Annotated in this window: 20 protein-coding genes and 1 tRNA gene; 18 read left to right on the top strand and 3 right to left on the bottom strand. The window is 35.3% G+C overall.

Annotation, left to right across the window (positions count from 1 at the left end; genetic code table 11):
* Nucleotides 1-1,165: 1,165 nt before the first annotated feature.
* From dnaE to OOK84_RS03675, 6 genes are all read left to right on the top strand, one after another.
* Nucleotides 1,166-4,606, top strand: coding sequence for a DNA polymerase III subunit alpha (gene dnaE, locus OOK84_RS03700; protein ID WP_264732563.1), 3,441 nt, complete (start codon nt 1,166-1,168; stop codon nt 4,604-4,606).
* Between the two features lie 48 nt (nt 4,607-4,654).
* Nucleotides 4,655-5,437, top strand: a complete 783-nt coding sequence (rpsF, locus tag OOK84_RS03695) for a 30S ribosomal protein S6 (RefSeq protein ID WP_264731023.1) — start codon at nt 4,655-4,657, stop codon at nt 5,435-5,437.
* A complete protein-coding gene (gene rpsR / locus OOK84_RS03690) occupies nt 5,437-5,712 on the top strand; it encodes a 30S ribosomal protein S18 (protein ID WP_064125330.1) in 276 nt (91 codons plus the stop codon). The genes rpsF and rpsR overlap by 1 nt, the downstream gene beginning before the upstream one ends.
* Before the next feature lie 7 nt (nt 5,713-5,719).
* Nucleotides 5,720-6,265 (top strand): 50S ribosomal protein L9, encoded by a 546-nt coding sequence (gene rplI, locus OOK84_RS03685; protein WP_264731021.1) that lies wholly within the window; start codon nt 5,720-5,722, stop codon nt 6,263-6,265.
* A gap of 112 nt (nt 6,266-6,377) precedes the next feature.
* The gene (gene purB, locus OOK84_RS03680; protein ID WP_253309630.1) at nt 6,378-7,670 is read left to right on the top strand and encodes an adenylosuccinate lyase; all 1,293 of its coding nucleotides are present in this window, start codon (nt 6,378-6,380) and stop codon (nt 7,668-7,670) included.
* Nucleotides 7,670-7,742: transfer RNA gene (locus tag OOK84_RS03675), tRNA-Met, on the top strand. The genes purB and OOK84_RS03675 overlap by 1 nt, the downstream gene beginning before the upstream one ends.
* 195 nt (nt 7,743-7,937) lie before the next feature.
* On the opposite strand, the gene OOK84_RS03670 is transcribed toward OOK84_RS03675, so the two are convergent.
* Nucleotides 7,938-9,275 carry an iron-containing alcohol dehydrogenase gene (locus OOK84_RS03670; protein ID WP_264731019.1) on the bottom strand — a complete coding sequence of 446 codons (1,338 nt, stop codon included), beginning with the start codon at nt 9,273-9,275 and terminating at the stop codon, nt 7,938-7,940.
* Between the two features lie 42 nt (nt 9,276-9,317).
* Here OOK84_RS03670 and dapE point away from each other — a divergent pair, with 42 nt between their 5' ends.
* The 3 genes from dapE to OOK84_RS03655 all read left to right on the top strand — a co-directional run bounded on the left by dapE (nt 9,318) and on the right by OOK84_RS03655 (nt 12,456).
* Nucleotides 9,318-10,523 (top strand): succinyl-diaminopimelate desuccinylase, encoded by a 1,206-nt coding sequence (gene dapE / locus OOK84_RS03665; protein WP_264731017.1) that lies wholly within the window; start codon nt 9,318-9,320, stop codon nt 10,521-10,523.
* Between the two features lie 654 nt (nt 10,524-11,177).
* The gene (locus tag OOK84_RS03660; RefSeq protein ID WP_253309627.1) at nt 11,178-11,705 is read left to right on the top strand and encodes a c-type cytochrome; all 528 of its coding nucleotides are present in this window, start codon (nt 11,178-11,180) and stop codon (nt 11,703-11,705) included.
* 1 nt (nt 11,706) lies between these two features.
* On the top strand, nt 11,707-12,456 hold the full coding sequence (locus tag OOK84_RS03655; RefSeq protein ID WP_264731015.1) for an alpha/beta hydrolase: 750 nt from the start codon (nt 11,707-11,709) through the stop codon (nt 12,454-12,456).
* Nucleotides 12,457-12,460: 4 nt separating this feature from the next.
* Here the strand turns inward: OOK84_RS03655 and OOK84_RS03650 are convergent, their stop codons facing one another.
* The gene (locus OOK84_RS03650) at nt 12,461-13,354 is read right to left on the bottom strand and encodes an Rpn family recombination-promoting nuclease/putative transposase (RefSeq protein ID WP_264731013.1); all 894 of its coding nucleotides are present in this window, start codon (nt 13,352-13,354) and stop codon (nt 12,461-12,463) included.
* A gap of 367 nt (nt 13,355-13,721) precedes the next feature.
* Nucleotides 13,722-15,635 carry an ATP-dependent helicase gene (locus OOK84_RS03645; protein WP_264731011.1) on the bottom strand — a complete coding sequence of 638 codons (1,914 nt, stop codon included), beginning with the start codon at nt 15,633-15,635 and terminating at the stop codon, nt 13,722-13,724.
* A 260-nt stretch (nt 15,636-15,895) separates the two neighbouring features.
* Here OOK84_RS03645 and OOK84_RS03640 point away from each other — a divergent pair, with 260 nt between their 5' ends.
* The 9 genes from OOK84_RS03640 to ccmE are packed head-to-tail and all read left to right on the top strand — an operon-like array spanning nt 15,896 to nt 24,032.
* Complete coding sequence (locus OOK84_RS03640) at nt 15,896-17,176, top strand: leucine-rich repeat domain-containing protein (protein ID WP_264731009.1); 1,281 nt, start codon at nt 15,896-15,898, stop codon at nt 17,174-17,176.
* A 60-nt stretch (nt 17,177-17,236) separates the two neighbouring features.
* Nucleotides 17,237-17,824, top strand: coding sequence for an NADH-quinone oxidoreductase subunit J (locus tag OOK84_RS03635; protein ID WP_253309432.1), 588 nt, complete (start codon nt 17,237-17,239; stop codon nt 17,822-17,824).
* Complete coding sequence (gene nuoK, locus OOK84_RS03630; RefSeq protein WP_019236815.1) at nt 17,815-18,123, top strand: NADH-quinone oxidoreductase subunit NuoK; 309 nt, start codon at nt 17,815-17,817, stop codon at nt 18,121-18,123. The genes OOK84_RS03635 and nuoK overlap by 10 nt, the downstream gene beginning before the upstream one ends.
* Nucleotides 18,124-18,127: 4 nt before the next feature.
* On the top strand, nt 18,128-19,975 hold the full coding sequence (gene nuoL / locus OOK84_RS03625) for an NADH-quinone oxidoreductase subunit L (protein ID WP_264731007.1): 1,848 nt from the start codon (nt 18,128-18,130) through the stop codon (nt 19,973-19,975).
* A gap of 3 nt (nt 19,976-19,978) precedes the next feature.
* Nucleotides 19,979-21,421 carry a complex I subunit 4 family protein gene (locus OOK84_RS03620; RefSeq protein ID WP_264731005.1) on the top strand — a complete coding sequence of 481 codons (1,443 nt, stop codon included), beginning with the start codon at nt 19,979-19,981 and terminating at the stop codon, nt 21,419-21,421.
* Nucleotides 21,418-22,782 carry an NADH-quinone oxidoreductase subunit N gene (locus OOK84_RS03615; RefSeq protein WP_264731003.1) on the top strand — a complete coding sequence of 455 codons (1,365 nt, stop codon included), beginning with the start codon at nt 21,418-21,420 and terminating at the stop codon, nt 22,780-22,782. Before OOK84_RS03620 ends, OOK84_RS03615 begins: the two co-directional genes overlap by 4 nt.
* Nucleotides 22,783-22,799: 17 nt before the next feature.
* Complete coding sequence (locus OOK84_RS03610) at nt 22,800-23,522, top strand: biotin--[acetyl-CoA-carboxylase] ligase (RefSeq protein ID WP_253309436.1); 723 nt, start codon at nt 22,800-22,802, stop codon at nt 23,520-23,522.
* Nucleotides 23,519-23,656 carry a CcmD-like small membrane protein gene (locus OOK84_RS03605; RefSeq protein WP_182158513.1) on the top strand — a complete coding sequence of 46 codons (138 nt, stop codon included), beginning with the start codon at nt 23,519-23,521 and terminating at the stop codon, nt 23,654-23,656. The genes OOK84_RS03610 and OOK84_RS03605 overlap by 4 nt, the downstream gene beginning before the upstream one ends.
* Entirely contained in the window at nt 23,640-24,032 is a 393-nt protein-coding gene (gene ccmE, locus OOK84_RS03600) for a cytochrome c maturation protein CcmE (RefSeq protein ID WP_253309438.1), read from the top strand. The genes OOK84_RS03605 and ccmE overlap by 17 nt, the downstream gene beginning before the upstream one ends.
* Nucleotides 24,033-24,090 lie beyond the last annotated feature (58 nt).

The raw sequence follows: 24,090 nt of genomic DNA, 5'->3' as shown, positions 1-24,090 counted from the left end.
TGCTCCTTTTTTTGTCATCCGAGTAGCCCCTTTTTTGTCATCCGAGTAGCCCCTCTTCTGTCATCCGAGTAGCTGAAACTGGGATCTCATTTTACTCTATAATGGCAGTGCTCCTTTCTCGTCATCCCAGTGCCCAGACTACTTGGATCCAGGAAACTTAACTCTACACCAAGTAAATGTACAATAAGAACTAGATTCCAGACTGGAATGACACCCTACTTAACCGTCATACCGCCGCAGTATCTCTTAGCATAGATCCCGCTAACAAGCAGCGGGATGACGAAGTTATTGTCATGCCACCGCGAACCGTCATACCGCCGCGGTATCTCCTTAGCATAGATCCCGCTAACAAGCAGCGGGATGACAAATTACTTAACCATTATACCGCCGCGGTATCTCTAGATCCCGCTAACACCTTACTATTACCCACAAATATAAATGTTTGTTGCATAGCTCTTAATGGCATAACTTTTGCTTGAAATAACTGTTTATATGGTGCAATTTACAGCTTTTAGTTGCTAAAATTATAACTCTTAATTTAATAATTTTAATCCAATAAGCTTTCAGGTTAATAAAATTAAATTATTTGAGTAAATACAATACCATGTCTTTATTTGTGGGTAATAGTAAGCGCTAACACGTAGCGGGATGACGAGATGCCACCGCGAACCGTCATACCGCGATTCATTCGCGGTATCTCTTAGCCGCTAATACGTAGCGGGATGACGGTTGTCGGTAGGCCTAAATTACTTTAGCCATAAATATTTAAGAAATTTACCAAACGAAAAAAAAGGCAAAAGAAGCCCCGAGTAGCGAGTTTTGACTCTATATTACTGTAAGTGGCGCTGTAATAATGTGCTGACGCTTAGTTTAAGCGCGATTTGGCTGAATGTAGAAAAAATAAAAAAGACATGCAGCCGCTATAATTTTATCTAATCCGCCAATAAATACCCTAAGTTTTTTACTGAATTTTGTCATTGAGCCTGCAGGTCAAAAACAAGTTTTGAGTCATAAATACCCTTATTGTCATAATAAGGGGGCTGGCGGAGTTTGTCAAGGAAGTTTTTGTATTTTAATTTTAGAATTTTATAGGCTTTTGTTTTCATGAAATTATGTTCTCATGGGTAAATTAATGTTATCCTTTTTTGTTGATCTAAAGTTTTTTATGTTCATACACTTACGTGTTCATAGTGTTTATTCGCTGCTTGAAAGCTCGGTTAAAATTGAGGAGCTGATAGGCCTTTGTTTGCGAAATAAAATGCCAGCGGTTGCAATTACTGATTCAGGCAACTTGTTTGGCTCGCTCGAATTTTCAGAATATGCAGCAAGTAGGGGAATACAGCTAATAATAGGATGCAATATTATAGTTAAACATTCAGAACAAAATTTACCTATATTATTGCTTGCAAAAAATGAGCAAGGGTACACTAATTTAGTCACTTTGGTGAGTGAGTCTTTTAAAAAGCGCAAGAATAACAGCGATATTCCTTACGTTGATTTTGATGAGCTATTGAATTTAAGTATGGGTCTGATCGCTTTAACCGGTGGATGTTTGGCTCAACTATTGTTGGGGCAAGATAAAGAAACGGTTGAAAAACTGCTTTCAGCATTCGATGGTCATTTATATGTTGAATTGCAGCGTCATGGGCTGAATAAAGAGCTAGAGCTTGAAGAAGCTTTAATAGATTTTGCTTATCAGCACAATGTACCACTGGTTGCAACGAACGATGTGTTTTTTCCAAATAGGTCTGATTATGAGGCTTATGACATATTAACGTGCATATCGGAGGGGAGTTATGCCCTGGAGAATAACAGAAAGAAGTTAACTACCGAGCATTACTTCAAATCTGTGGCAGAAATGGAGGAACTGTTCAGCGACATTCCCGAAGCAATTCATAACACTTTAGTGATAGCTAAGCGGTGCTCTTACATGCCAAGAAGCAGGCAGCCTATCTTGCCTAAATTTCCTTGTCGAGAAAATAAAACTGAGAATGAAGAACTGAGGGAGCAGGCAGTTGCAGGATTAAAGCTGCGTATTGCAAAATCCTCTTCTGTCACCAGAACACCCTCCACTGTCATCCCAGTACTTGATACTGGGATCCAGAGAGATTCCAGCGTCACGCGCTGGAATGACACCAAACCAGATGATGACACACAACATGATATCGATTTCAAGCAATACTACGACAGGTTAGATTATGAACTAAGTGTAATCACTTCAATGAACTATGCTGGTTACTTTCTAATAGTTTCTGACTTTATCCGCTGGAGCAAAGCAAATGGCATTCCAGTTGGTCCAGGAAGAGGCTCTGGTGCTGGATCAATTGTTGCTTGGAGCTTACAGATTACAGACCTTGATCCAATAAAGTTTGGCCTAATATTTGAAAGGTTTTTAAATCCCGATCGTGTATCAATGCCTGACTTTGATATCGATTTCTGCCAAGAGAAAAGGGACCTGGTTATTGATTATGTTCAGAAAAAGTACGGTTATGTTGCTCAAATAATCACTTTTGGAAAATTGCAAGCAAGGGCAGTATTGCGTGATGTTGGTAGAGTATTGCAAATGCCTTACTCTCAAGTGGATAAAATATCTAAAATGGTTCCATTTAATCCAGTAAATCCTGTAACTTTATCGCAAGCGATAGAGCTTGATCAAAACCTGCAGAAAGAACGGGATAGTGATGAGGTAATTGCAAAGCTTCTTGATATATCACTAAAGCTTGAAGGAATATATCGTCACGTTTCAACTCATGCTGCTGGAATTGTAATATGTGATCAAAAGTTGGAAAATTTTGTTCCTGTGTACTACGATCCAAATTCGGCTCTGCCAATCACTCAATACAGCATGAAATATGTGGAGAAAGCTGGGTTAATAAAATTTGATTTTCTTGGACTTGGTACGCTAACACTAATAGATCATGTATGTCGTTTAATTAATCGTGATGAAAAAAAGATCGATATTTCCTCAGTTCCTTTGAATGATCAAAAAACCTATGAGATGCTCTCTAGCGGTGATTCAATTGGAGTGTTCCAGCTTGAAAGTTCGGGAATGAGAGAAGCTTTAATCAAATTAAAGCCAGATTGCATTGAAGATATTATCGCTTTAATTTCCCTTTATCGTCCAGGACCTATGGATAACATTCCAACTTATGTTGCAAGAAAGCATGGACTTGAAAAGCCAGATTATATTCATCCGTTACTTGAAGGAGTGTTAAAAGAAACATTTGGGGTAATAATCTACCAGGAGCAGGTGATGGAAATAGCCCGTATTCTCTCTGGATATAGTCTTGCAGAAGCAGATTTGCTGAGACGTGCTATGGGTAAGAAAATTAAGGAAGAGATGGATAAACAACGTGAACTTTTCATCCAAGGGGCAACAAAGAATGGCGTTGATTATGACAGGGCAAGTTATATCTTTGACCTTGTTGCAAAATTTGCTGGTTATGGATTTAATAAATCTCACGCAGCTGCATATGCGGTTATATCTTATCAAACGGCTTACCTTAAAGCTAATTATCCATTAGAATTTTTTACAGCACTAATGAATCTAAATATTGATGATAGAGATAAACTGAATTTATTTTATCATGCAGCAAAGTTTAGTGGCGTTACCGTTCTTCCACCTGATATAAACAAGTCTCAAGCTGAATTCTCAATAGAGGGTGAGTGCATACGTTATGGTATTGCTGCCTTGAGGAATGTTGGTTTTTCTATAGCAGAAGGAATAGTGAACATACGTTCAAGCGCTTATAAGGACATATGGGAATTCATTCAAAATTCAGGTCATATAATAAATAAGAGAGCGCTAGAAAGCCTAATTAAATCCGGGGCATTCGATAGCGTGCATAAGAACAGAAAGCAGCTATATGAGTCAATGGACATGCTGATTTACTTTGCAAATAAAAACAAACAGGATAGGGAATCAAGTCAAGCTGCTTTGTTTGGTAGTCTTGATGTCCTCAAACCGAAATTTGAGAATGTGGAAGATTTTGATGAAGAGGAAAAATTAGAGCATGAGTTATTTTCACTAGGATTTTATTTAACTAATCATCCACTTGAAAAATTTAGAATTCTTCTGGAAAAGTTAAATATTGGGTTTATCGGAGAAAATAGAACAGCAAAAACTGCTGGGGTAATATTAAATGCACGTATGAGAACTTCAGAGCGTGGAAGGTTTCTTATACTCACACTTTCTGATCCCCATAACGTTTCTGAAATAGCATTTTATAATAATGAAATAATAGAAGAAAAAAGAGATTTATTTTCACCAGGAACATTTGTGATAATTGATCTTGAAGCTTCGGAAAATACGACAAGATTAGCAGGCAAGGATATATCTGAGTTTACAAAAAGAATCGCTTCTACAATAAAGGAATTAGTTCTCACTACTGAGTGCACGGATTCGCAAAAAGCCGCTATGGAATTAAATGCAATATTGAAAGATAAAGGCAGAACCAAAATAATGCTAAAACTTCTTCTCGAAAAACATAAAGTGAGCATCTTATTACCAGGTGCATACTCAATTGCTCCTCAAGTTATTTATGAAATATCTAACTTAAGCTGGATTAAAGGCGTAGAAATTAATACAAATAACTTGCTTATATAAAAAAGCTTTATATAATGAAATATTTAATCGGTATTAAAGGAAGATATAGTGAATCTTTATGAATTTACTTTTATAGCACAACAAGGATTATTACAGCAAGAAGTAGAGGAGATGGTCCAAGAGCTAGCTGTTTCATTGAAAAATATTAAAGCAGATGTTATTTTCCAGAAGATCAAGAGTCTTATGGAAAGGCAAAATAGTACGCTTACAAAACAAGAGTTAGAAACGCGTGCTGAAAACATTAAAGAAGGTCTAGTTGCTTACTCTGATTTCTTGGAAGATCTTACAAAAATTTTATGGGTTGAATTGGAAGAAGATCTTTCAAATTTGAAAGAAGTGAAGTCAAAAATCGATAAAGAGTTGAAAGATGACCTAAAAGATTTAGGAATAACGCAAGATTTTATAAAATTTCTAGGAGGCAGTGAGCAAATTACTAAAAGTGCGTTTATACATAATGCAGTAAATGCTTTGAAGAGAAATATTTCAGAACATCTAATAAAGATTTTTCAAGATATTTTGAAAGATTTTAGAATAAACGGTCCAACTCAATCGAGCAAAGCATTGGAGATGCTTTTGGAAAACATTGAAGCATCGGGATTAATCAAGTATGAACATTGGGGTCTTTTGGATTTTGCATATCCAATAAATAAGATGAAGAGCGGTCATTATTGTATAATGTGCATAAGTTCTACTGCAAACATTCTGGATGAATTTGTGCGTAGAATGAAACTTAATGAGAACGTTATTCGCCACTTGTCTGTGCAGGTTGATAAATTTTTTGAAGGTAAATCTTATATGATGAATAAACAAATTGAGGAGCAAAACGCATAATGATGAAAAGACGAAATAGTTTTAATAATTCCTATGTATCTGTAAATAATAGGACTGGCTTTAGGCGTTCTAAAGTTTGCCCTCTTGCTACGTCTAAAGATGAAGACATAGATTATAAGAATACAGATTTATTATCCAAGTTTACCTCTGACTATGGTAGGATATTACCTAGAAGGTTAACAGGCGTATGTGCAAAAAAACAAAGGAAGTTACGCTTAGCGATCATAAGGGCACGTTTTTTGGCTCTTGTTCCTTACTGTACTAAAAAAGTTTAGGTAATTTATGTTGATAATTTTAAAGGAAAATATAAGGACTTTAGGTAAGCTTGGTGAAGTTGTCAAAGTTAAACCAGGTTATGCACGTAATTTTCTTTTTCCACAAAGAAAAGCGGTGAAAGCTACCAAGGAAAATTTAACAAAGCTAGAGGAGCAACGTTTATTACTGGAAGAAGAGAATATAAAAAGATTAAATGTAGCAAAAGAGCTTGCATTGTCACTAAATGATAAGTTTGTGGTATTGATAAAGCAAGCTTCAGAGGATGGTAAAATTTTTGGTTCTGTAACAACACGTGAAATTGCGAAAGTTTTACTACAAGAAGGACATGCGATAGATCATCGTAGTTTATCTTTTGGTGGAATAAGCATCAAAAACTTGGGTGAATACCAAGTAAACGTAGAATTACATAGTGAAGTAGTAGTACCAATTACTATATACGTCGTGAAATCCGAAACAGATGCGCATGAATTAAGGCAAGTAAAGTTGCAAAATCAGAAGTCTGAGCAACAAGAAGGTGAAGCAGTGGAGCAAGAAGATACAAATAACAAATAGCAGTGAATAAAATATATCAACTATTCCTGTCATTCCAGTGCCTTTTTTTTCTGTCATCCCAGTGCGTGACACTGGGATCTAGCATGTTCAAAGATAAGACGGGGGTCATTTAATGATCCCGCGCTATAGCCAAAAAGAAATGTCTTCCATTTGGGAGGAAAATAATAAATTTAATATATGGCTTAAAATAGAAAAATTAGCGTGTGAAGCTCAAGCAGAGTTAGGAGTGATTCCAAATAGTGTTGCTCAGAAGCTCTCTGGTGCTATTGAATTTGATATTGAACGTATCAACGAAATTGAATCCATTGTAAAACATGATGTTATAGCTTTTCTGACATATGTTGCTGAAAAAGCGGGAGTTGATGTTCGTTATCTCCACTATGGAATGACAAGTTCTGATGTTTTGGATACATGCCTTGCGGTGCAGTTGAAAGAGTCATGTGATATTTTACTCGGGAATCTAAAAAATTTACTTGCAGTATTGAAAAAAAAAGCTGAGGACTATAAAGATATTGTTTGTGTTGGGCGCAGTCATGGAATGCATGCAGAACCAACAACTCTTGGATTAAAATTTGCTAGATTTTATGCTGAATTTAAACGCAATTATCAGAGATTAATTAGCGCGCAAAAAGAGATCTCAATTTGTAAAATATCAGGTGCAGTAGGTAATTTTGCAAATGTTGATCCGTTTGTTGAAGAGTATGTAGCAAAAGAAATGGGACTCATACCTGAAACCATATCGTCTCAAGTCATTCCTCGTGATAGACATGCCATGTTCTTTTCGGTTTTGGGAGTGATTGCAAGCTCAATAGAAAATATTGCAATTGAAATTCGTCATTTGCAAAGAACTGAAATCGGCGAAATTTCTGAGCATTTTTCCATTGGGCAGAAGGGAAGCTCTGCTATGCCACACAAATGTAATCCTATTTTAAGTGAAAATCTGACGGGACTCTCACGTTTAATACGCAGTTATGTTTTTCCTGCGTTAGAAAATGTTGCATTGTGGCACGAACGTGATATATCACACTCGTCTGTGGAAAGATGCATTGCTCCTGATGCTTGTATAACAATGGATTTTGCTTTAGTGCGATTAACAGATTTGATAGATAAATTGGTAATCAATAAGGAAAACATTGAAAAGAACTTAAATTCTTCAAAAGGTTTAGTTTTCTCACAGCGTGTATTGCTTGAGTTAGTAAATAGTGGTTTGGCGAGGGAAGAGGCGTATAAAATTGTTCAGAGCAATGCAATGAAAGTGAAACAAAACAACAGTGATTTTCTGGCCGAATTGAAACAAGATAAACCTTTACTTAAGGTTATTAACTCGGAAAAACTTGAATCTTTGTTTGATTTGAAATATTATACAAAGCATGTAGGTCACATATATAGCAAGGTTTTCAATTAGGCTGAGTAGCTCAGTTGGTAGAGCAGGAGGATCATAATCTCTTGGTCGGGGGTTCAAGTCCCTCCTCAGCCACTCGAACTAAACTATGTTTAGCAAGATAGTGCTATTGGTGAAGTAGTGCGACCCAGTGTCAGCTACTTGGAATGGTTACGTTCAGTTGTATATCCACTTAGGTGTATAGTTTAGAGGAAAATGGATAAGAGATTGTGAAAAGGGTTTAGCTTTTGGCCTATGATCTCTTTAAATGATAGAATTTCACTACAAAACTTAACTTTCTTCTATGCAATTAGCTAAGTCAAGAAAGGTGAATCTATCTCTTGTTGCAAACGCAAGATCGACCACTTTACAATATTGTTTTTTATTCCAACTGAGGTGCTCTGGTAAGTGCGGAATTGATAGATCTTCAAATATTTTTTGCAGGTATTTTGCAGGTAGTAAATTTTGCTTAATTAAATTGGAAATATTAGTCCATTCTTTACAAATAATCTCTTGGATTTTTTGCTGCATAATTTGCTTCTGTTCAAAAGTTCTTACAAATTCGATATTATCAAAGCACTGAGTTATATGTTTTACATCTAAAGTGGTCGGGTTGATAATCGGGTTTTGTATTGATAATATCTTTTCCTGCAAATTAGCCATGGTAATCGTCGTAACAGCAATTTTTTCGCCATGTAGTGAGGAATGATCTCTTGTTACCATTTCCATTGCGTGAGCTATCATATGCTCTCCTTGGCTTGCAGAATAGCTGCCTTTTGATATTACCATTCCAAGTCCTGAAATTAGTAGAACTTCCATAAGTAATAGGACCACTTTTCTACTTCTTTTAGTAAGCGCCGTATACTCTCTTAGCAAAATTTGCTCCAAATCGCGAACAAGTGTAAAAGGTAATTCATTGTATTCTGTGCCAAGCAACAAATGAGATAGTAGCCAGTCAGCCTGAACTGTCGAACGGCAAATGAAATCTGCAAATCCGCTTAATGTGAGGCGCAGTGGTGCATTGGTAAGTATGTCTATATCTATATATATCGCTCTTGGAAGATGTGCTTTGAACGATTTTTTGTATCCATTTACTAATATTGAAGCATTTGCGGATGTATATCCATTCATGGAAGCGGCTGTTGGGAACGATATATAATCTTTTTTCTCGAGGTAGCTTGCATATTTGCAGATGTCGTTAACGGTGCCGCTACCAAATGCAACTATTAAGTCACTGTCTTTTGCTTTGTTTCTAACTAGATTTATGGTTTCAAGAGAGGCAAGTGAAAGATTAGTACCCATGGTTGGTGTCATTCCAGCGCGTGACGCTGATTTTTTTTCCTGGATCCCAGTCTCGAAGGACTGGGATGATAAAATGTAGGGAGCATCCGAAATGATATGAGGTTTTGCAAGAGGCCTAATGGTATTGCTCGGGATAATTAAGTGAGAAATTTTATTAAATACGTTTTTGTTTAAAAGTTTTGCTGTATTTTCATCTGCAACTAGAAAGATGTCATTTCCGTGTCGTGTGCATATTTTATAGATATCATCAGCAAGGTGGTAATCTGTTATTACTTCCCTTAGAAAAGTTTGTTCGGCTTGATGTAATATTTGTTTTAAATAGTGCATAGAGTGTTTACAATATAGCAATATAAGTATTTTAAGATTGACATGAAAATTGACCCTGTAGAGCTAACTAAGAAATTGATCTCTTTTGAGAGTATAACACCAAGGGACGGCGGGGCAATAGAGCATATAGCAACAATCTTCAAGAAAAGTGGCTTTGACTGTGAGATTTTAGAATTTGGTGATGATGGAACTAAAGTTAAAAATCTTTATGCGAAATATATAAATGGAGTACCAAATTTGTGCTTTGCTGGGCATGTTGATGTTGTACCACCGGGTCAGTTAAAAGATTGGGCATTTGGTCCATTTAATCCAGAAGTTAGAGATGGAATGCTATATGGAAGAGGAGCAGCTGATATGAAAAGCGGAATAGCTGCATTTATTGCTGCTATGGCAAATTTAATTGCAGAAAAGTTTCAATTTAATGGTTCGATAAGTGCATTGATTACCAGTGCTGAAGAAAGCACGGAAGAATATGGAACAAAGGCAGTTTTGGAATGGATGAAAAGTAAGCAAAAAAAGATAGATTTTTGTGTAGTTGCCGAACCAACCAGTAGTGAGAAATTAGGTGATACCATAAAAATAGGCAGAAGAGGTTCTGTAACATTTGAATTAATTTGCCATGGAAAACAAGGACACGTTGCCTACCCAGACCTAGCAGATAATCCAATATATAAGGTAACATCGATATTGAGTAAGGTAAAAAATACTACTTTTGATCATGGTAATAAATATTTTCAGCCTTCACATTTCGAAGTTACTACTATCGATGTTGGAAATAATACTAGCAATCTAATACCTAGTTCAGCAACTACACGTTTTAACATTCGATATAACGATACACAAACACCTGACGGCTTATATAAGCTGATTGATGAAATATGCTCCAGTGTAACTAACGATTATAAACTTTCTATGCATAGCAGCAGGGACGTTTTCCTCTCTACTCCTGATAGAAATACTGATATTATGCTTGATGCGATAAATAAAGTTACCAGTATTGATGCTGTGCTGAGCACAAGTGGTGGCACATCTGACGCTGCGTTTATCAAAGATGTTTGTCCAGTGATTGAATTTGGTATAATCAACAAAACCGCACATCAGATAAACGAATGCATATTAGTAAATGATATACATAAATTAACAGCTATATATAAGGAATTTATAGAAAATTATTTCAATCCCACTAATAAAATATTGAGTCAGGTCAACGTAGTTAGTAATATATCTAGTGGTCCATTGTTAGCTTAGATGTAATCAGATCTCTTGCATAACTGTTGTTTGAGTAACAACTGGTATCATCCCAGCGTGTGACGTTAGAATCCAAAAACCATGAGAGCTACAAAAACCACTTGACAAACTCCGCCAGTCCCCTTATCATGACAGTGAAGCTATTGTATTTGCTTTCGCCAATCTGCAGATTAAAAGGTAAGGATTACTTAATGTATCGGCGTCTTATGTTCAATTTTTTGCAGTATATAGATACTGTATGTCTTTACAAAACTTCATCTACATCTAGATTTTTATCTAAATAAGCTGAACGCGCTTACAAAGCGTTACAAGACATCAAAAAATGCCAATACTCGACAAAGATAGTAAAAGACTAGCTAACTCGGAGATTCTTTGTCTTTTTTTCTGCTTAGTAAATTTCTTAAACATTTGCAGCGTAGGTTAGTTGCAATTAAAAGCAGCTGAATTTCGCTTGTCAAGCGTTTAAAACATAAAAAACGCCAATATTTTAAAGCGGATAATAACCACTGGGCTTCTTTTGCCTTTTTTTTGTTTGGTAAATTCCTTAATATTTATAGCTAGAGACTCTCATCTTTAGCGAGCTTCAAGGTAATTGGTTGCTATTTGCGAAAATATTTGCATAATTTAAGCAACATTAATTGATAAAAATTAACTATGGAGCTTAATAAGATTGCAGCATCGATTTTACTTTCTGGGCTAATCATTATGATAGTCAGCAACGTAGTTGATATGCTGTATAGTCCAGAGGAATATAAGATTGAACACCAAACGATAGTAGCTGCTGGTAACAATGAGTTCCAGCAAAAAATCGAGCAAGTGGCGCTCGATATTGGAGCGCTCATGCAGAATGCTAGCTTTGAAAAAGGCAAGTCAGCAGCGAAGAAATGTATAGCCTGCCATAGTTTTGAGAAAGGTGGAATGAATAAAGTAGGACCAAACTTATGGAACGTAGTTGGAAACAAAAAGGCTCATCTTGGTAACTCATTCAATTACTCAAAAGCAGTGCTTGAAAGAGGTGGAAAATGGGGGTATGAGGAGCTATTTGCTTTCTTAAAGAACCCAAAAGCCTATATAAAAGGTACGCGTATGGCATTTGCAGGTATTTCCAATCCACAAGAAATTGCAGATCTAGTTAGTTATTTGCGTCAATTGAGTGATAACCCGGTTGCTTTGCCAAAGTAGTATGGATTATTGTAATGATGGAAATAATGGTCACATAGCATATCGAAAGCTACAAGGAAAGAAAGCTTCTGTAGTTTTTTTCGGTGGATTTGCATCTAATATGGATGGAACTAAAGCAACTGCTATTTACAAATTTTGCCAAGAAAACGAGATAGCACTTGTGCTATTTGATTATTTTGGTCACGGTCATTCAAGTGGTGATTTTATTGATTACACGATAAGTGATTGGCAAGAAAATTGTGCTAAAGTGATAAGTGAATTAACTAGCGATAAACAAATAATTATAGGTTCAAGTATGGGAGGATGGCTGATGCTGCTCATTGCCCTTCAATTTCCAGAAAAAATTGCAGCATTAATCGGCATATCGTCTGCTCCTGATTTTACTGAAGATTTGATATTCAAGCAATTGTCAGGCAAGCAAAAAGAAGAACTAGGTTCTAAAGGTGTAATAGATTTTACTTCAGAGCATTGTACATACAAAATAACTAAAAATTTGATCGAAGATGGCAGAAAGAACCTTCTTTTAAACAGAGAAGCAATAGATATAAACTGTCCTGTGCGCTTATTGCATAGCATTAATGATAAAGATGTTCCTTATCAAACTTCATTGAATTTAGCTGAAAAAATTAAGTCAACCGATGTTGAAGTATACTTGATGAAATCAGCAGAGCACAACATGTCTGACAATCACTCACTGAAAGTTTTATTTAAGACCATTAGAGAATTTTTGCCAGCAAAAACATATAGGTAACCGTTCACAGATTTCCGCTTAATTCTTCAATCTCACTAATAGAAAGGCCAGTAAACTTGACAATAGTGTTGACATCAACATTATTAGCCAGCATTGCTTTTGCGACTTCAATTTTCCCTTCAATTTTTCCTTTCTCTATACCTTTTTGTATACCTTTCTCTTCAGCAAGATCAAGTCTGTATTCAAGAATGGCTTCTTCTTTCCGTAGATCCATTATTCTTTCTTCGTAAGCTACTAAATCTTTTTCGTTCCAACGAAACTTGTCTAATTCATCATATGCTAGCTTTATTATTGGCGCTTTTTCTGCTATCTCTTTTAAGTCCTCTTCTGTTGTTTCTTCTGCGTATTTAAAAAAGAAACACCACCTTTCTACTATACTTTCTAACTGCTCTACTTTACTTTTTGAAAATTTGGGCAATTCTATAAAGATAAATTGAAAATCTTTTAAGTAATGGCCGTTAGTTTTTATATCACGTATATTGTGAGTAGAAATATAATCAACTTCTTCAGGAAGTAAGTTACAATTTGATATAGCAATAAAGAAGACTTTCTTTAAATCAATGTAGTTGCCAGATTTATCTAATTGTCTTGAGTAGGCTTTAGCGGCATATAATTGAGCGCGTTTTTCGAAGCCCTTGTCTCTAGCGAGCTGCATTTCTGCTATATATCTATTTCCGTGAGAATCCTTGCAGAGAACATCAACAATACTTTGTTTATCAGAGGCAACTTCGGGATCCATAATAGTGCTAAGAAACTCAACTTCTTGTATTGCATTTATCTCAGTAAACCCTAAAATATCGTTCAAAAAGTGGATCAGGATATTCTTATTTTTTTCCGTTCCAAAGATTTTTTTGAAACACAAATCATTGCGAGGATCGAGAAATTTTGAAAGAGCCATGGCAAAAATGCTTGAAAATATTAATAATTATACACTATTATTAACAATTATTCAACCATATTTTTGAAGATAGCTATAGCTATGCTGCCGCGGTATCTCTTAGCATAGATCCCGCTAACAAGTAGCGGGATGACGAGGTTATCGTCATGCCGCCACGGCGCTAACTAGTAGCGGAATGACGGTTTTTCAAATTGTCGGTAAATCTAAGTCAGTTTAGCTATAGGCAGCAATTTTCTGTATTTATTTTAAATTGAAGAAAGCTCAAATGAAAGATCATGTTTTGCTAAAAATCATAGAATGCAGTCTGGTTACACATATAGTTGAAGTAATTCAGATTTGTAAGATATGTTTATCTGCAGTTATAGCTTCAACAGTAGGCGTTACTCTTGATTACCTCAACATTTTCTCTTGGCAATTCTTTAATGAACCGAGAAGTGCGCATCGGTTGCCACTGGTTGTTAATTTCCCTCCTATCTGCACATGAAATGATTAACCTTTCCTTTGCCCTGGTTATGCCAACATATGCAAGTCTCCTTTCTTCTTCTAAAGCTTTACCACTTTTATCTTCAAAAGATCTTTGATGAGGAAATAATCCCTCTTCCCAACCAGGTAGAAACACGCACGGGAATTCAAGTCCTTTGGCTGCATGAAGAGTCATAACATATACGGTGTCATCGTTATTCATATTATCCACTTCCATCACTAGACTTATATGCTCCAAGAAAGTTGTGGCATTATCGAAATTTTTTAAAGATGAGATGAGCTCCTTGACATTTTCTATTCGTGCTAAGCCTGTTACCTCCTCATTTTCAAGCATTTCAATATACCCTGATTGGTTTGCTACGATTTTAACGAATTCATGCAGTGGTTTTACGCTTACTATTTCTTCCCAAGCTTTAATTTTATTTAAAAAATCATTTAGTGAGAGTTTAATTCTTTCGGTTACTTGATTACTATTAACTAATATTTTTGCTGCCTCAAAAAAAGAAATTTTGTTATCCTGAGCAGTCGTGTATATTTTCTTTAGAGTTGTAGCTCCTATGCTTCTTTTTGGCCGGTTTACGATCCTTTCAAAAGCTAAGTCATCGTTATTGTTTGTAACGAGTCTTAAATATGCAATTATATCCCTGACTTCCTGACGTTCGTAGAATTTTACGCCACTTATAATCTTGTAGGGAATTGAATATTTTATAAAATACTCTTCGAGAACTCTAGTTTGAAAAGTGGCCCTTACCAGCACTGCAATGTCACTAAATCTGTATTTATTGAGCTTTAATATCTGTTCGCTTATGAACCTTGCTTCAGCTTTTCCGTCCCATAATTTTATTAGATTTACCTTTTCCCCTTCAACGTTTGTTGTCCACAATTTTTTTTCTAGCCGAGTTTTATTGTGATTGATAACATATGACGCAGTTGCAAGTATGTGAGATGTTGATCTATAGTTACACTCTAGTTTGACAGTTTTTGCATTTTTAAAATCATCAGAAAATTTTAAAATGTTTTCAACTTCTGCACCACGCCAACTGTATATTGACTGATCGTCATCTCCCACACAGCAAATATTTGAGTGCTTTTTTGCAAGGTATTTTAGCCAAAGATATTGTATTGCATTTGTATCTTGATACTCATCTACCATGACATACTTAAACTTGTTTTGGTAATAGGACAGAACTTCGGTCTTTTGATTAAAGAGTTGTATGTTATATAGCAATAAGTCACCAAAATCGACAGAGTTAAGGAATTTTAACCTTTCCTGATATTGGTGATAGACTTTGAGTGCAGTTACGTACACTGGCCTAAATGATTGAACGTCTTCCACTTCAGATGGCAGTAAACACTTCTCTTTCCATTGCTGAATAATATTCATAATGGTCTTACATTTTTCTGATAGGTAATCAGGGCTGATTTCATTCATGATGTTTTTTATTACCTGTAATTGGTCATCCACACCAATAATTGTAAAATTGGAATTTAGCCCCACGACTTCAGCATGATGACGTAGAATTTTTGCTGCAATTGCATGGAAAGTGCCAAGCCATGGTATGTTTGTGCCTGTTAGCTCAAGTACCCTTGATACCATCTCATTTGCTGCTTTGTTTGTGAATGTAACAGCTAATATTTCATCAGAATAAGCGTGACCGTTTCTAATTATGTGCGCTATTCTTGAAGTAATCGTTCTTGTTTTTCCCGTTCCTGCTCCTGCCAGTATCAAAACTGGTCCATCTATGTTAGTTACAGCTGATTGTTGTTCTGGATTTAGCAGTGAGAGATAATCGTTCATTTGCAGCCCTATAGATTATAACTCCGTAAAGTTAAACCTATGATCGAAATATTGTAAAGGTTTTATTGAATAGAACAGTTAAAGAATGTCCTAGGTGTATGGTCCCACCATACCAATTTATTGTACTAATTCTAGTATAACCTGCCGGGACAATCTATTTCAGTTCCAATACCTTACATTATAAGGATACAAGTCAATAATTGACAATCACTGAGATACAGGCTAAAATGTTTATATGATAATTCTTGTGAGGAGGAAAAATGGATTTTGACAAATATATTAAAGGCAATGCACTTTTTATACATGGATGTGTTGCTGTAGATATAGTGGTTAAAGAGCTAGTAAGGTTTTTACAAAATGAAACACACATTACAGAACTTGGTCTAGAATGGTGTAAAATTGATGATGAAGATGCAAAAGAGTTAGCTAAGCTTACACATCTTACTTCACTTGATTTATCCATGAACAACATTAGTGATAAAGGTGCAAAAGCTTTAGCTAGTCTTACCAGTCTGACTAGACTTAACTTATTGAGTAACAATATTAGTGTTGAAGGTGCAAAAGCTTTAGCCAATGGCAAGCTTAAAAATCTCAAGCAGCTTAACTTAGAAAACAACAATATTGGTGATGAAGGTGCAAAAGCTTTAGCCAATGGTAAGCTTGAAAATCTCAAGCAGCTTAATTTAAAAAACAACAATATTGGTGATGAAGGTGCAAAAGCTCTAGCTAACGGTAATCTTACAAGTCTTGAATGGCTTAAATTATCATGTAACAAAATTGGTGGTAAAGGTGCAAAAGCTTTAGCTAATGGTAAGCTTGAAAATCTTAAATATATTGATTTAACGCAAAATAATATTGGTGCTTCTGAAAGTGCAAAAGGGTTGGCTGAAGGTAATCTTATCAATCTTGTTCAACTTAATTTAATCCGGAATAAGATTGGTAAAAAGGGCGCAAAAGTTTTAGCCAATGGTAAGTTTGAAAATCTCGAGCAGCTTAACTTAGAAAACAACAATATTGGTGATGAAGGTGCAAAAGCTTTAGCTAATAACAATCTTACAAAGCTTGAATACCTTAGTTTAAAAGACAACTACATTCGTAATGAAGGTGCAAAAGCTTTAGCTAATGGTAACTTTACAAAGCTTCAACATCTTATCTTAACCGAAGGTGTTGGTGATGAAGTTAGAAAAGAGCTAGAAGCTAAGCTTACAAATTGTATTGTTGTTGTAGATTACCGTAATCGAAATCTACCATTCAGTCCTGAAAACAATAGCAAATACTATGTTTGTGGTGGGAAAGCAGTAGGTTTATTTCTAGGTTTGAGCATAGCATACCTTGCAGGAGCCGCCACTTTAGCTCCTGCTATTGTTGCTGTTGCAGTATTTATTGCAGCCACTGTTGTTGGTGCACTGGTGGGTTATGGTATTGGAAAGTTTTGCGAGAAAGTAAGTGAAGAGAAGCAAAATGATCCTGATATGAGTATGTGTACTGCAATTAAGAATGTCCTTATCCCTGAGTGTTTAATCCATAAGGTAGGCATTTAGTATTGACTTTACAACGATAGTCACTTTAAATTAGTAATTGTTGTTGCAGTTAAAGTATCGATGCCTTTTTTCTTTTATTTTTTCGCAATTCTTAGCATTTTATCTGCTGTTTGTGTAATTAGTGTAAGAAATCCTGTGCATGCAGTATTATTTTTAATTTTCACCTTCGTTAATTCTGCAGTTCTTTTTATTCTCCTTGGAGCTGAATTCATCGCTATGATGGTGCTGATAGTATACATCGGTGCGGTTGCAGTGTTATTCCTTTTTGTAGTTATGATGCTCGATATTGACTACATAAGGTTGCGCCAGGGTTTTGCGAAGCATTTCACTCCTGGTGCTATATTATGTGTTGTGTTTTTTCTGATTATCAGTTTTGTAATCCGCAGCTCAACGCTGAATATAAGTAATGTTATAAACTATAATGCCAATAACGTGAAAGCTATCGGTAATTTGCTCTACACTGACTACATGTACGCTTTTCATCTTTCTGGTATTCTGCTGCTTGTTGCAATTGTTGGTGCAATTGCTCTTACTTTGCAGGACAAGAAAAAAGGAGTTAAAAAACAGAATGTATTAAAGCAATTGACACAATCTTCATCTGTAAAATTGGTTAAGGCTAAATTTGGAAAAGGAGTAGAATGGAAATAGGATTAAATCATTTTTTGATAGTTGCTGCTATTTTGTTCACTATTGGGGTGTGCGGTATTTTCATTAACCGTAAGAGCATAATCAATATATTATTATCAATAGAAATATTATTGCTGGCGATTAATATCAATTTAGTTGCTTTTTCTGCCTTTATGAATGATATAGTTGGGCAAATTTTTGTGATGTTTGTGTTGACTGTTGCGGCAGCAGAGTCAGGAGTTGGGCTTGCAATATTGGTTGTATATTATAGAAGTCGTGGCAATATAGATGTTGAACAAGCGAACTTAATGAAAGAATGAAAGTATGATTGATATACTGAAATTAATAGTATTTTTGCCACTCTTTGGTTCGCTATTTGCAGCACTTTTTAGAAAAAGTCAGTTAGTTACAACGGCAGGGATTGGAATATCTGCAGTTTTATCTTGGTATGTTTTTCTCACCTTCTCTGAAAATTATCACTTGAGTTTATTTCCTCTATTTTCATTAAGTGTATTAAAAGTAAATTGGGCAATTAGTGTGGATGCTCTCTCATCCTTAATGCTTATTGTTATTACCACCGTTTCACTAGTAGTCCACCTCTATTCTATCGGTTATATGGAGCATGACAAAGGGAAGTCGAGGTTTTTTTCTTACCTATCGCTATTTACGTTTTGCATGATTGTGCTGGTTGTAAGCGATAATTTCGTGCAGCTTTTTTTTGGCTGGGAAGGGGTTGGCCTATGTTCTTATTTACTCATAGGATTTTGGTTCCAAAAATATTCTGCAAATAATGCAGCAATTAAAGCATTTGTTGTGAATAGGGTAGGAGACTTTGCACTATTGATTGGGATCTTTCTCATTTATTATACATTTCACTCTTTGAAATTTACTGAAGTTTTTGACACAGCTGATCTTCTTGGCGCACAGAACATTAGGGCATTCTGCTGTGAATTTAAAATAATTCATATAATATGCATATTACTTTTTATTGGCTGTATGGGTAAATCTGCACAGCTTGGTTTACATGTTTGGTTGCCAGATGCAATGGAAGGGCCAACCCCTGTTTCTGCACTCATTCACGCAGCAACGATGGTAACAGCAGGTATATTTTTAGTAGCAAAATGTTCTCCATTGTTTGAGCTATCAAATGTGGCACGAGAATTAATAGTTATTGTTGGGGCACTTACTGCTTTTTTTGCAGCTACGGTTGCGATTACTCAGAACGATATAAAAAAAATAATTGCTTATTCAACCTGCAGCCAACTTGGTTATATGTTCATGGCATGTGGGCTTTCTGCTTACAATGTTGCTATTTTTCATTTAATGACACACGCTTTTTTTAAAGCTCTACTATTTCTTGGTGCTGGCAATGTGATTCATGCAATGCATCATGAGCAAAACATTCAGAAAATGGGAAATTGCTGGAAGAAAATCCCTTGCACTTACACTCTCATGTGGATTGGGTCTCTTGCGCTTTCTGGAATATTTCCATTTGCAGGTTTTTACTCAAAGGATTTGATAATTGAACATGCTTATAGCACGGATAGCTTTGCTTTTGTAATAAGCTTAGTTGTTGCATTCTTCACAGCGTTTTACTCTTGGAGGTTATTGCTTCTTGTGTTCCATAGCCAAAAACAAAGTAAAATTAATATACATGAAGCACCGAAGATTATGCTTATACCATTACTGATACTTGCTTTTGGATCGGTATTTTCTGGAATATGGGGAGCAAATATTTTGAACATAACTAGTAATGCGTTTTGGAAATCAAGTTTAATGGTGATTGATGAGCATGGAGTTCATAATTTCTTTATAAAATTACTACCAACCTTGGCAAGCCTAAGTGGAATAGCTCTTGCGTACCTGATTTACCAATATCAAGTAATTAGGCAAATTAAGAGTAAATTTTTACTTAAGTTTTTGCAGAATAAATGGTACTTTGATGAGGTGTATGAGTTTGTTATAATTGCACCGATAAGATTTATGTCTAGGCTTCTATGGAAGTTTGATGTTAAGGCTATTGATTCATTTGGGCCAAATGGTGTTGTAAGGTTGGTTAATGAATGTTCAAAAAGTTCTATAAAGTTACAAACTGGTTATATATTTGATTATGCATTTATTATGTTTGTTACTTTAATAATCGGTGCTTTATATATTATTGGAATTAAATAGAAGGTGTTGTTACTTAGTATATTCTTGCTTCCACTGATAGGAGCGTTGATTTTATCCTCGATCAGGATTAATCATCAATCTATACACCTAAGATTCCTTGCCCTATTTTTTGCTGTACTTCCATTTTTGCTTAGCATTGTAGCTTGTATAGAATTTGATTATAACAATACGGACTTTCAGTTTGTCAGCTATCCAGTAAGAGATATTGGAATAGGGGTGGATGGAATATCGTTGCTTTTCCTTCTACTTACGACCTTCTTGTTTGTTATTTGTATGCTCTATAATTGCAAAATGAGTTATACGACCCTAAAAGCCTATATGGCATTATTTCTACTGCTTGAGAGTTTTGTAGTCGGTTTTTTCGTTTCACTGAATGCTATAAGCTTTTATGTGTTTTTTGAAGCTGTCTTAATACCAATGTTCTTTATTATTGGCATTTGGGGAGGGAAGCAAAGGATATATGCGACGTTTAAGTTATTTCTTTATACATTAACTGGCTCATTATTATTTCTACTTGGGTTGGTATACATCTATAGTGTTTTTGGAACGTTTAGTATACAAAAATTAGCTACATTAGTGCCAAGCCTTGATCTTGAAGTGCAGTCATTGCTGTGGATTGCATTTTTTATTTCTTTTGCAATAAAAGTACCTATGTTTCCATTTCACACTTGGCTTCCTGATGCGCATGTGCAATCACCAACTTCTGGGTCTGTGATTTTAGCTGGCTTGCTTATTAAAATGGGGGGATATGGATTTTTAAGGTTTTCTATTCCAATGCTTCCTCAGGCAAGTTTGTATTTTTCAAATTTCGTTGTTGTGCTGAGCATTATTGCGGTGATATATGCTTCTCTAGTTGCGTTTGCTCAAGATGATATAAAGAAGTTAATAGCTTATTCTTCAATAGCACATATGGGGATCGTTACTGCTGGCCTCTTTTCATTTTGTGAGGAAGGAGTACTGGGTAGCATATTTCAAATGATTAGTCATGGCCTTATTTCTGCTGCTTTATTTTTGTTTGTTGGAATGCTATATACTCGAACTGGAACTTTGGAGATTGCAAAGTACTTTGGCATAGTAAACACAATGCCAAAATTTGGTTTTATGTTCATTTTATTTTCAATGGCTTCAATAGGGCTACCTGGAACATCTGGATTCATAGGTGAGTTTTTGGCTATGGTTGGAATGTTTAAGAGCATAGGGTTTTTTACAGGATTTATCGCACTTGGAACTATTTTAAGCGCAGTTTATATGCTGAATTTATGTAAGCAAATAATATGGGGGGTTAGCTATTCTAAATTATTAAATAACCGCTTGGATAACATAGAATTTTCTGTCTTAATTCTGCTTGCAGTGTTTGTTATTTTGCTTGGATTCTACCCAACCCTTGCACTGAATTATTTGAAGCCATGTATGGCAAATTTGTTAGTCAAATATAATGCGCTATGAATTATATACAGATATTGCCGGAAACGTTCTCTATTATCTCCTCGTTAGTGTTGCTACTGCTTGGAATTATATTTAACCGCCGAACTATCAACTTATTAGCACTTGGCTGCACAGTGGTAACTTTGATTATTTTAATTATTTCGGCAGAAAACAATGAAATTTTTCTCTTTAATTCGTTGTTAAAACTCAATTTATACATCAGGTCAGCCCAAGGGTTAATTCTCAGCACAGGAATTTTAATACTTTTGATGCTGAATTTATCAAAATATGACTATAAATATGAATTTTCAATACTGATTCTTTTTGCGCTATTTGGCATGATAACTTTGGTTTCAGCAAATAGTCTGATTTCTTTTTATTTAGCTTTTGAGTTGATGAGTATATCTTTGTATGTTCTTGCGAGCTTTAATAAAGATTCAGCTTATTCATGTGAAGCAGGAGTGAAATATTTTACACTTAGTGCACTATCTTCCTGCATTATGCTATATGGAATGTCGCTGCTTTATGGATATACAGGACAAGTCAATTTCTCTGAGCTCGGTTCATTCTTGCAAAACCATCAGATAACTTATGGAATAGTTTTTGGGTTAGTTTTTATCCTTATTGGTTTGTGTTTCAAGCTTGCTATTGCTCCTTTTCATATGTGGGCTCCAGATGTCTATCAAGGTGCACCTACCATAGTAACTGCGTTTTTTTCTACGGCCCCAAAAGCTGCACTTGTAACATTTTTAATTCGATTGATGAATGAAGAGTTAGTAAATGTAAAAAGTTATGTTCAGCCTATTTTCTTATACGTTTCAGCATTGTCTGTGCTTATCTCAGCTTTTGGGGCCTTGAGTCAGCAAAACTTAAAAAGGCTGCTTGCTTACAGTTCAATTGGTCACATTGGTTTTATATTTGCTTCACTTTCTATTTTTACACAAGCAGGAACAGATAGTGCCTTAATGTATCTGGTGATATATATCATCACAAGCATAGGGCTATTCTCATATCTCGTACAAATTGACGATGACGATTGTGATATTGCAAATTTATCTGGTATAGGAAAAAAGCAACCAATTTTAGCATTCCATCTTTCTATACTATTACTCTCGATGTCGGGAATACCTCCACTTGCAGGTTTTATCGCTAAATTTTTTATATTCAAAAGTTTAATAAATTCTGGCTTTATCAGCCTGTCTTTGGTCCTTGTAATAGCGAGTGTGATATCATGCTACTATTATTTAAATATCATGAAAGTTATGTATTTTGATAAAGCTAGTGGTAATAAGGTTGCTTATTCTAAGGGTCTATTCATTATCACTTCAGTGGCTTCACTGATCAACCTCGTTCTTTTCTTGTACGTTTTACTCACTCATTGAACTAAAGGGCTGACAAGGTGATCCCTAAGGGCTTTCATATTCATCATTACAAAGAAGTTTCAAGCACTAACGAAGAAGCGTTAGATTTAATTGATAAAGGAATATCAAATGAAACTGTCATTATTGCTGATAAACAAACAGAAGGTAGGGGACGCACTGGAAAAAGCTGGATTTCTCCAGAGGGTAATCTCTATGCGAGTTTGATAATTAACCAAGAAACGGATGTCAGCAAATTGACAGAATTGACTTTTGTTACTGCTCTTGCTGTTGGCAACACGTTACTATCATTTATAAGTGACAGTAACGTTCAACATAAATGGCCAAATGACATTCTAATCGATGGCAAGAAAATAAGTGGAATATTGCTTGAAAAAAGATCCAATTCGAATTGGCTCATTATAGGAATTGGAATTAATGTCAATCATGCACCACTTCCAGGAACAACGTGCATTAGCAATTACGGTGAATCTGTGTCTAACATGGATCTGTTAAAGGAATTAATAATAAATTTTAATAAGCTAAGAAAGCAATGGCTATTTGATGGGTTTTATGCTATAAGAGAAATGTGGTTAAAAAAAGCATTCAAAATGAATGAGCAAATCAGTGTAAAGTTAGCTGACAAATTGTATGAAGGAATTTTTGCTGATATAGATAAAAGTGGTAAATTGGTGTTGCAGCAAAAGGATGGAAGCTTAATTTATTTTGATGCAGGTGAGTTATTTATTGATAATGCATTATGAATACATATGTAATTTTTGCTTACCTTATTAGTTTTACGTTGATTACCGGAGAACTGATTTTTACCATTTCTTGCTATACTAAAAGTAAAAAAATTCTAGAAAGCCTGAAAGATAATAATGAAGAAGAAACATAAGCGATTACTTATAACTTCAGGAATTTTCTGCTTTTTAAGTTGTGCAGTTTTTTTTATTTTAACAACGCTCAAAGAAAATATCTCATTTTTCTATACAGTAAGTGAGGCAATAGTTTTACCAAATAATCAAAAGCCAATCCGTGTTGGTGGAATGGTTGTTGAAAATAGTGTGATACGGAGCGAAAGCGAAGTGATTTTTCAAATGACAGATTTTAATAAGAGCGTTATGGTGAAATATCAGGGAATACTTCCACCAATGTTTTCAGAAAAAAGTGGTGTTGTTGTGCAAGGTAAAATGTTTGATAATAGTACTTTTCTTGCAGATACAGTGTTTGCAAAACATGATGAGAACTATATGCCGAAAGTTTTAAAATAGATTCCCTAATTCAGCTGTATTGAAACGATATGTAGAGAGAGTAACAGCCTGCTAGCAA

This window comes from Wolbachia endosymbiont (group A) of Sphaerophoria taeniata, from assembly GCF_947250735.1.
GTDB lineage: Bacteria > Pseudomonadota > Alphaproteobacteria > Rickettsiales > Anaplasmataceae > Wolbachia.
The sequence above is the reverse complement of the archived record's forward strand: the minus strand, read 5'-3'. Positions and strand labels throughout refer to the sequence as shown.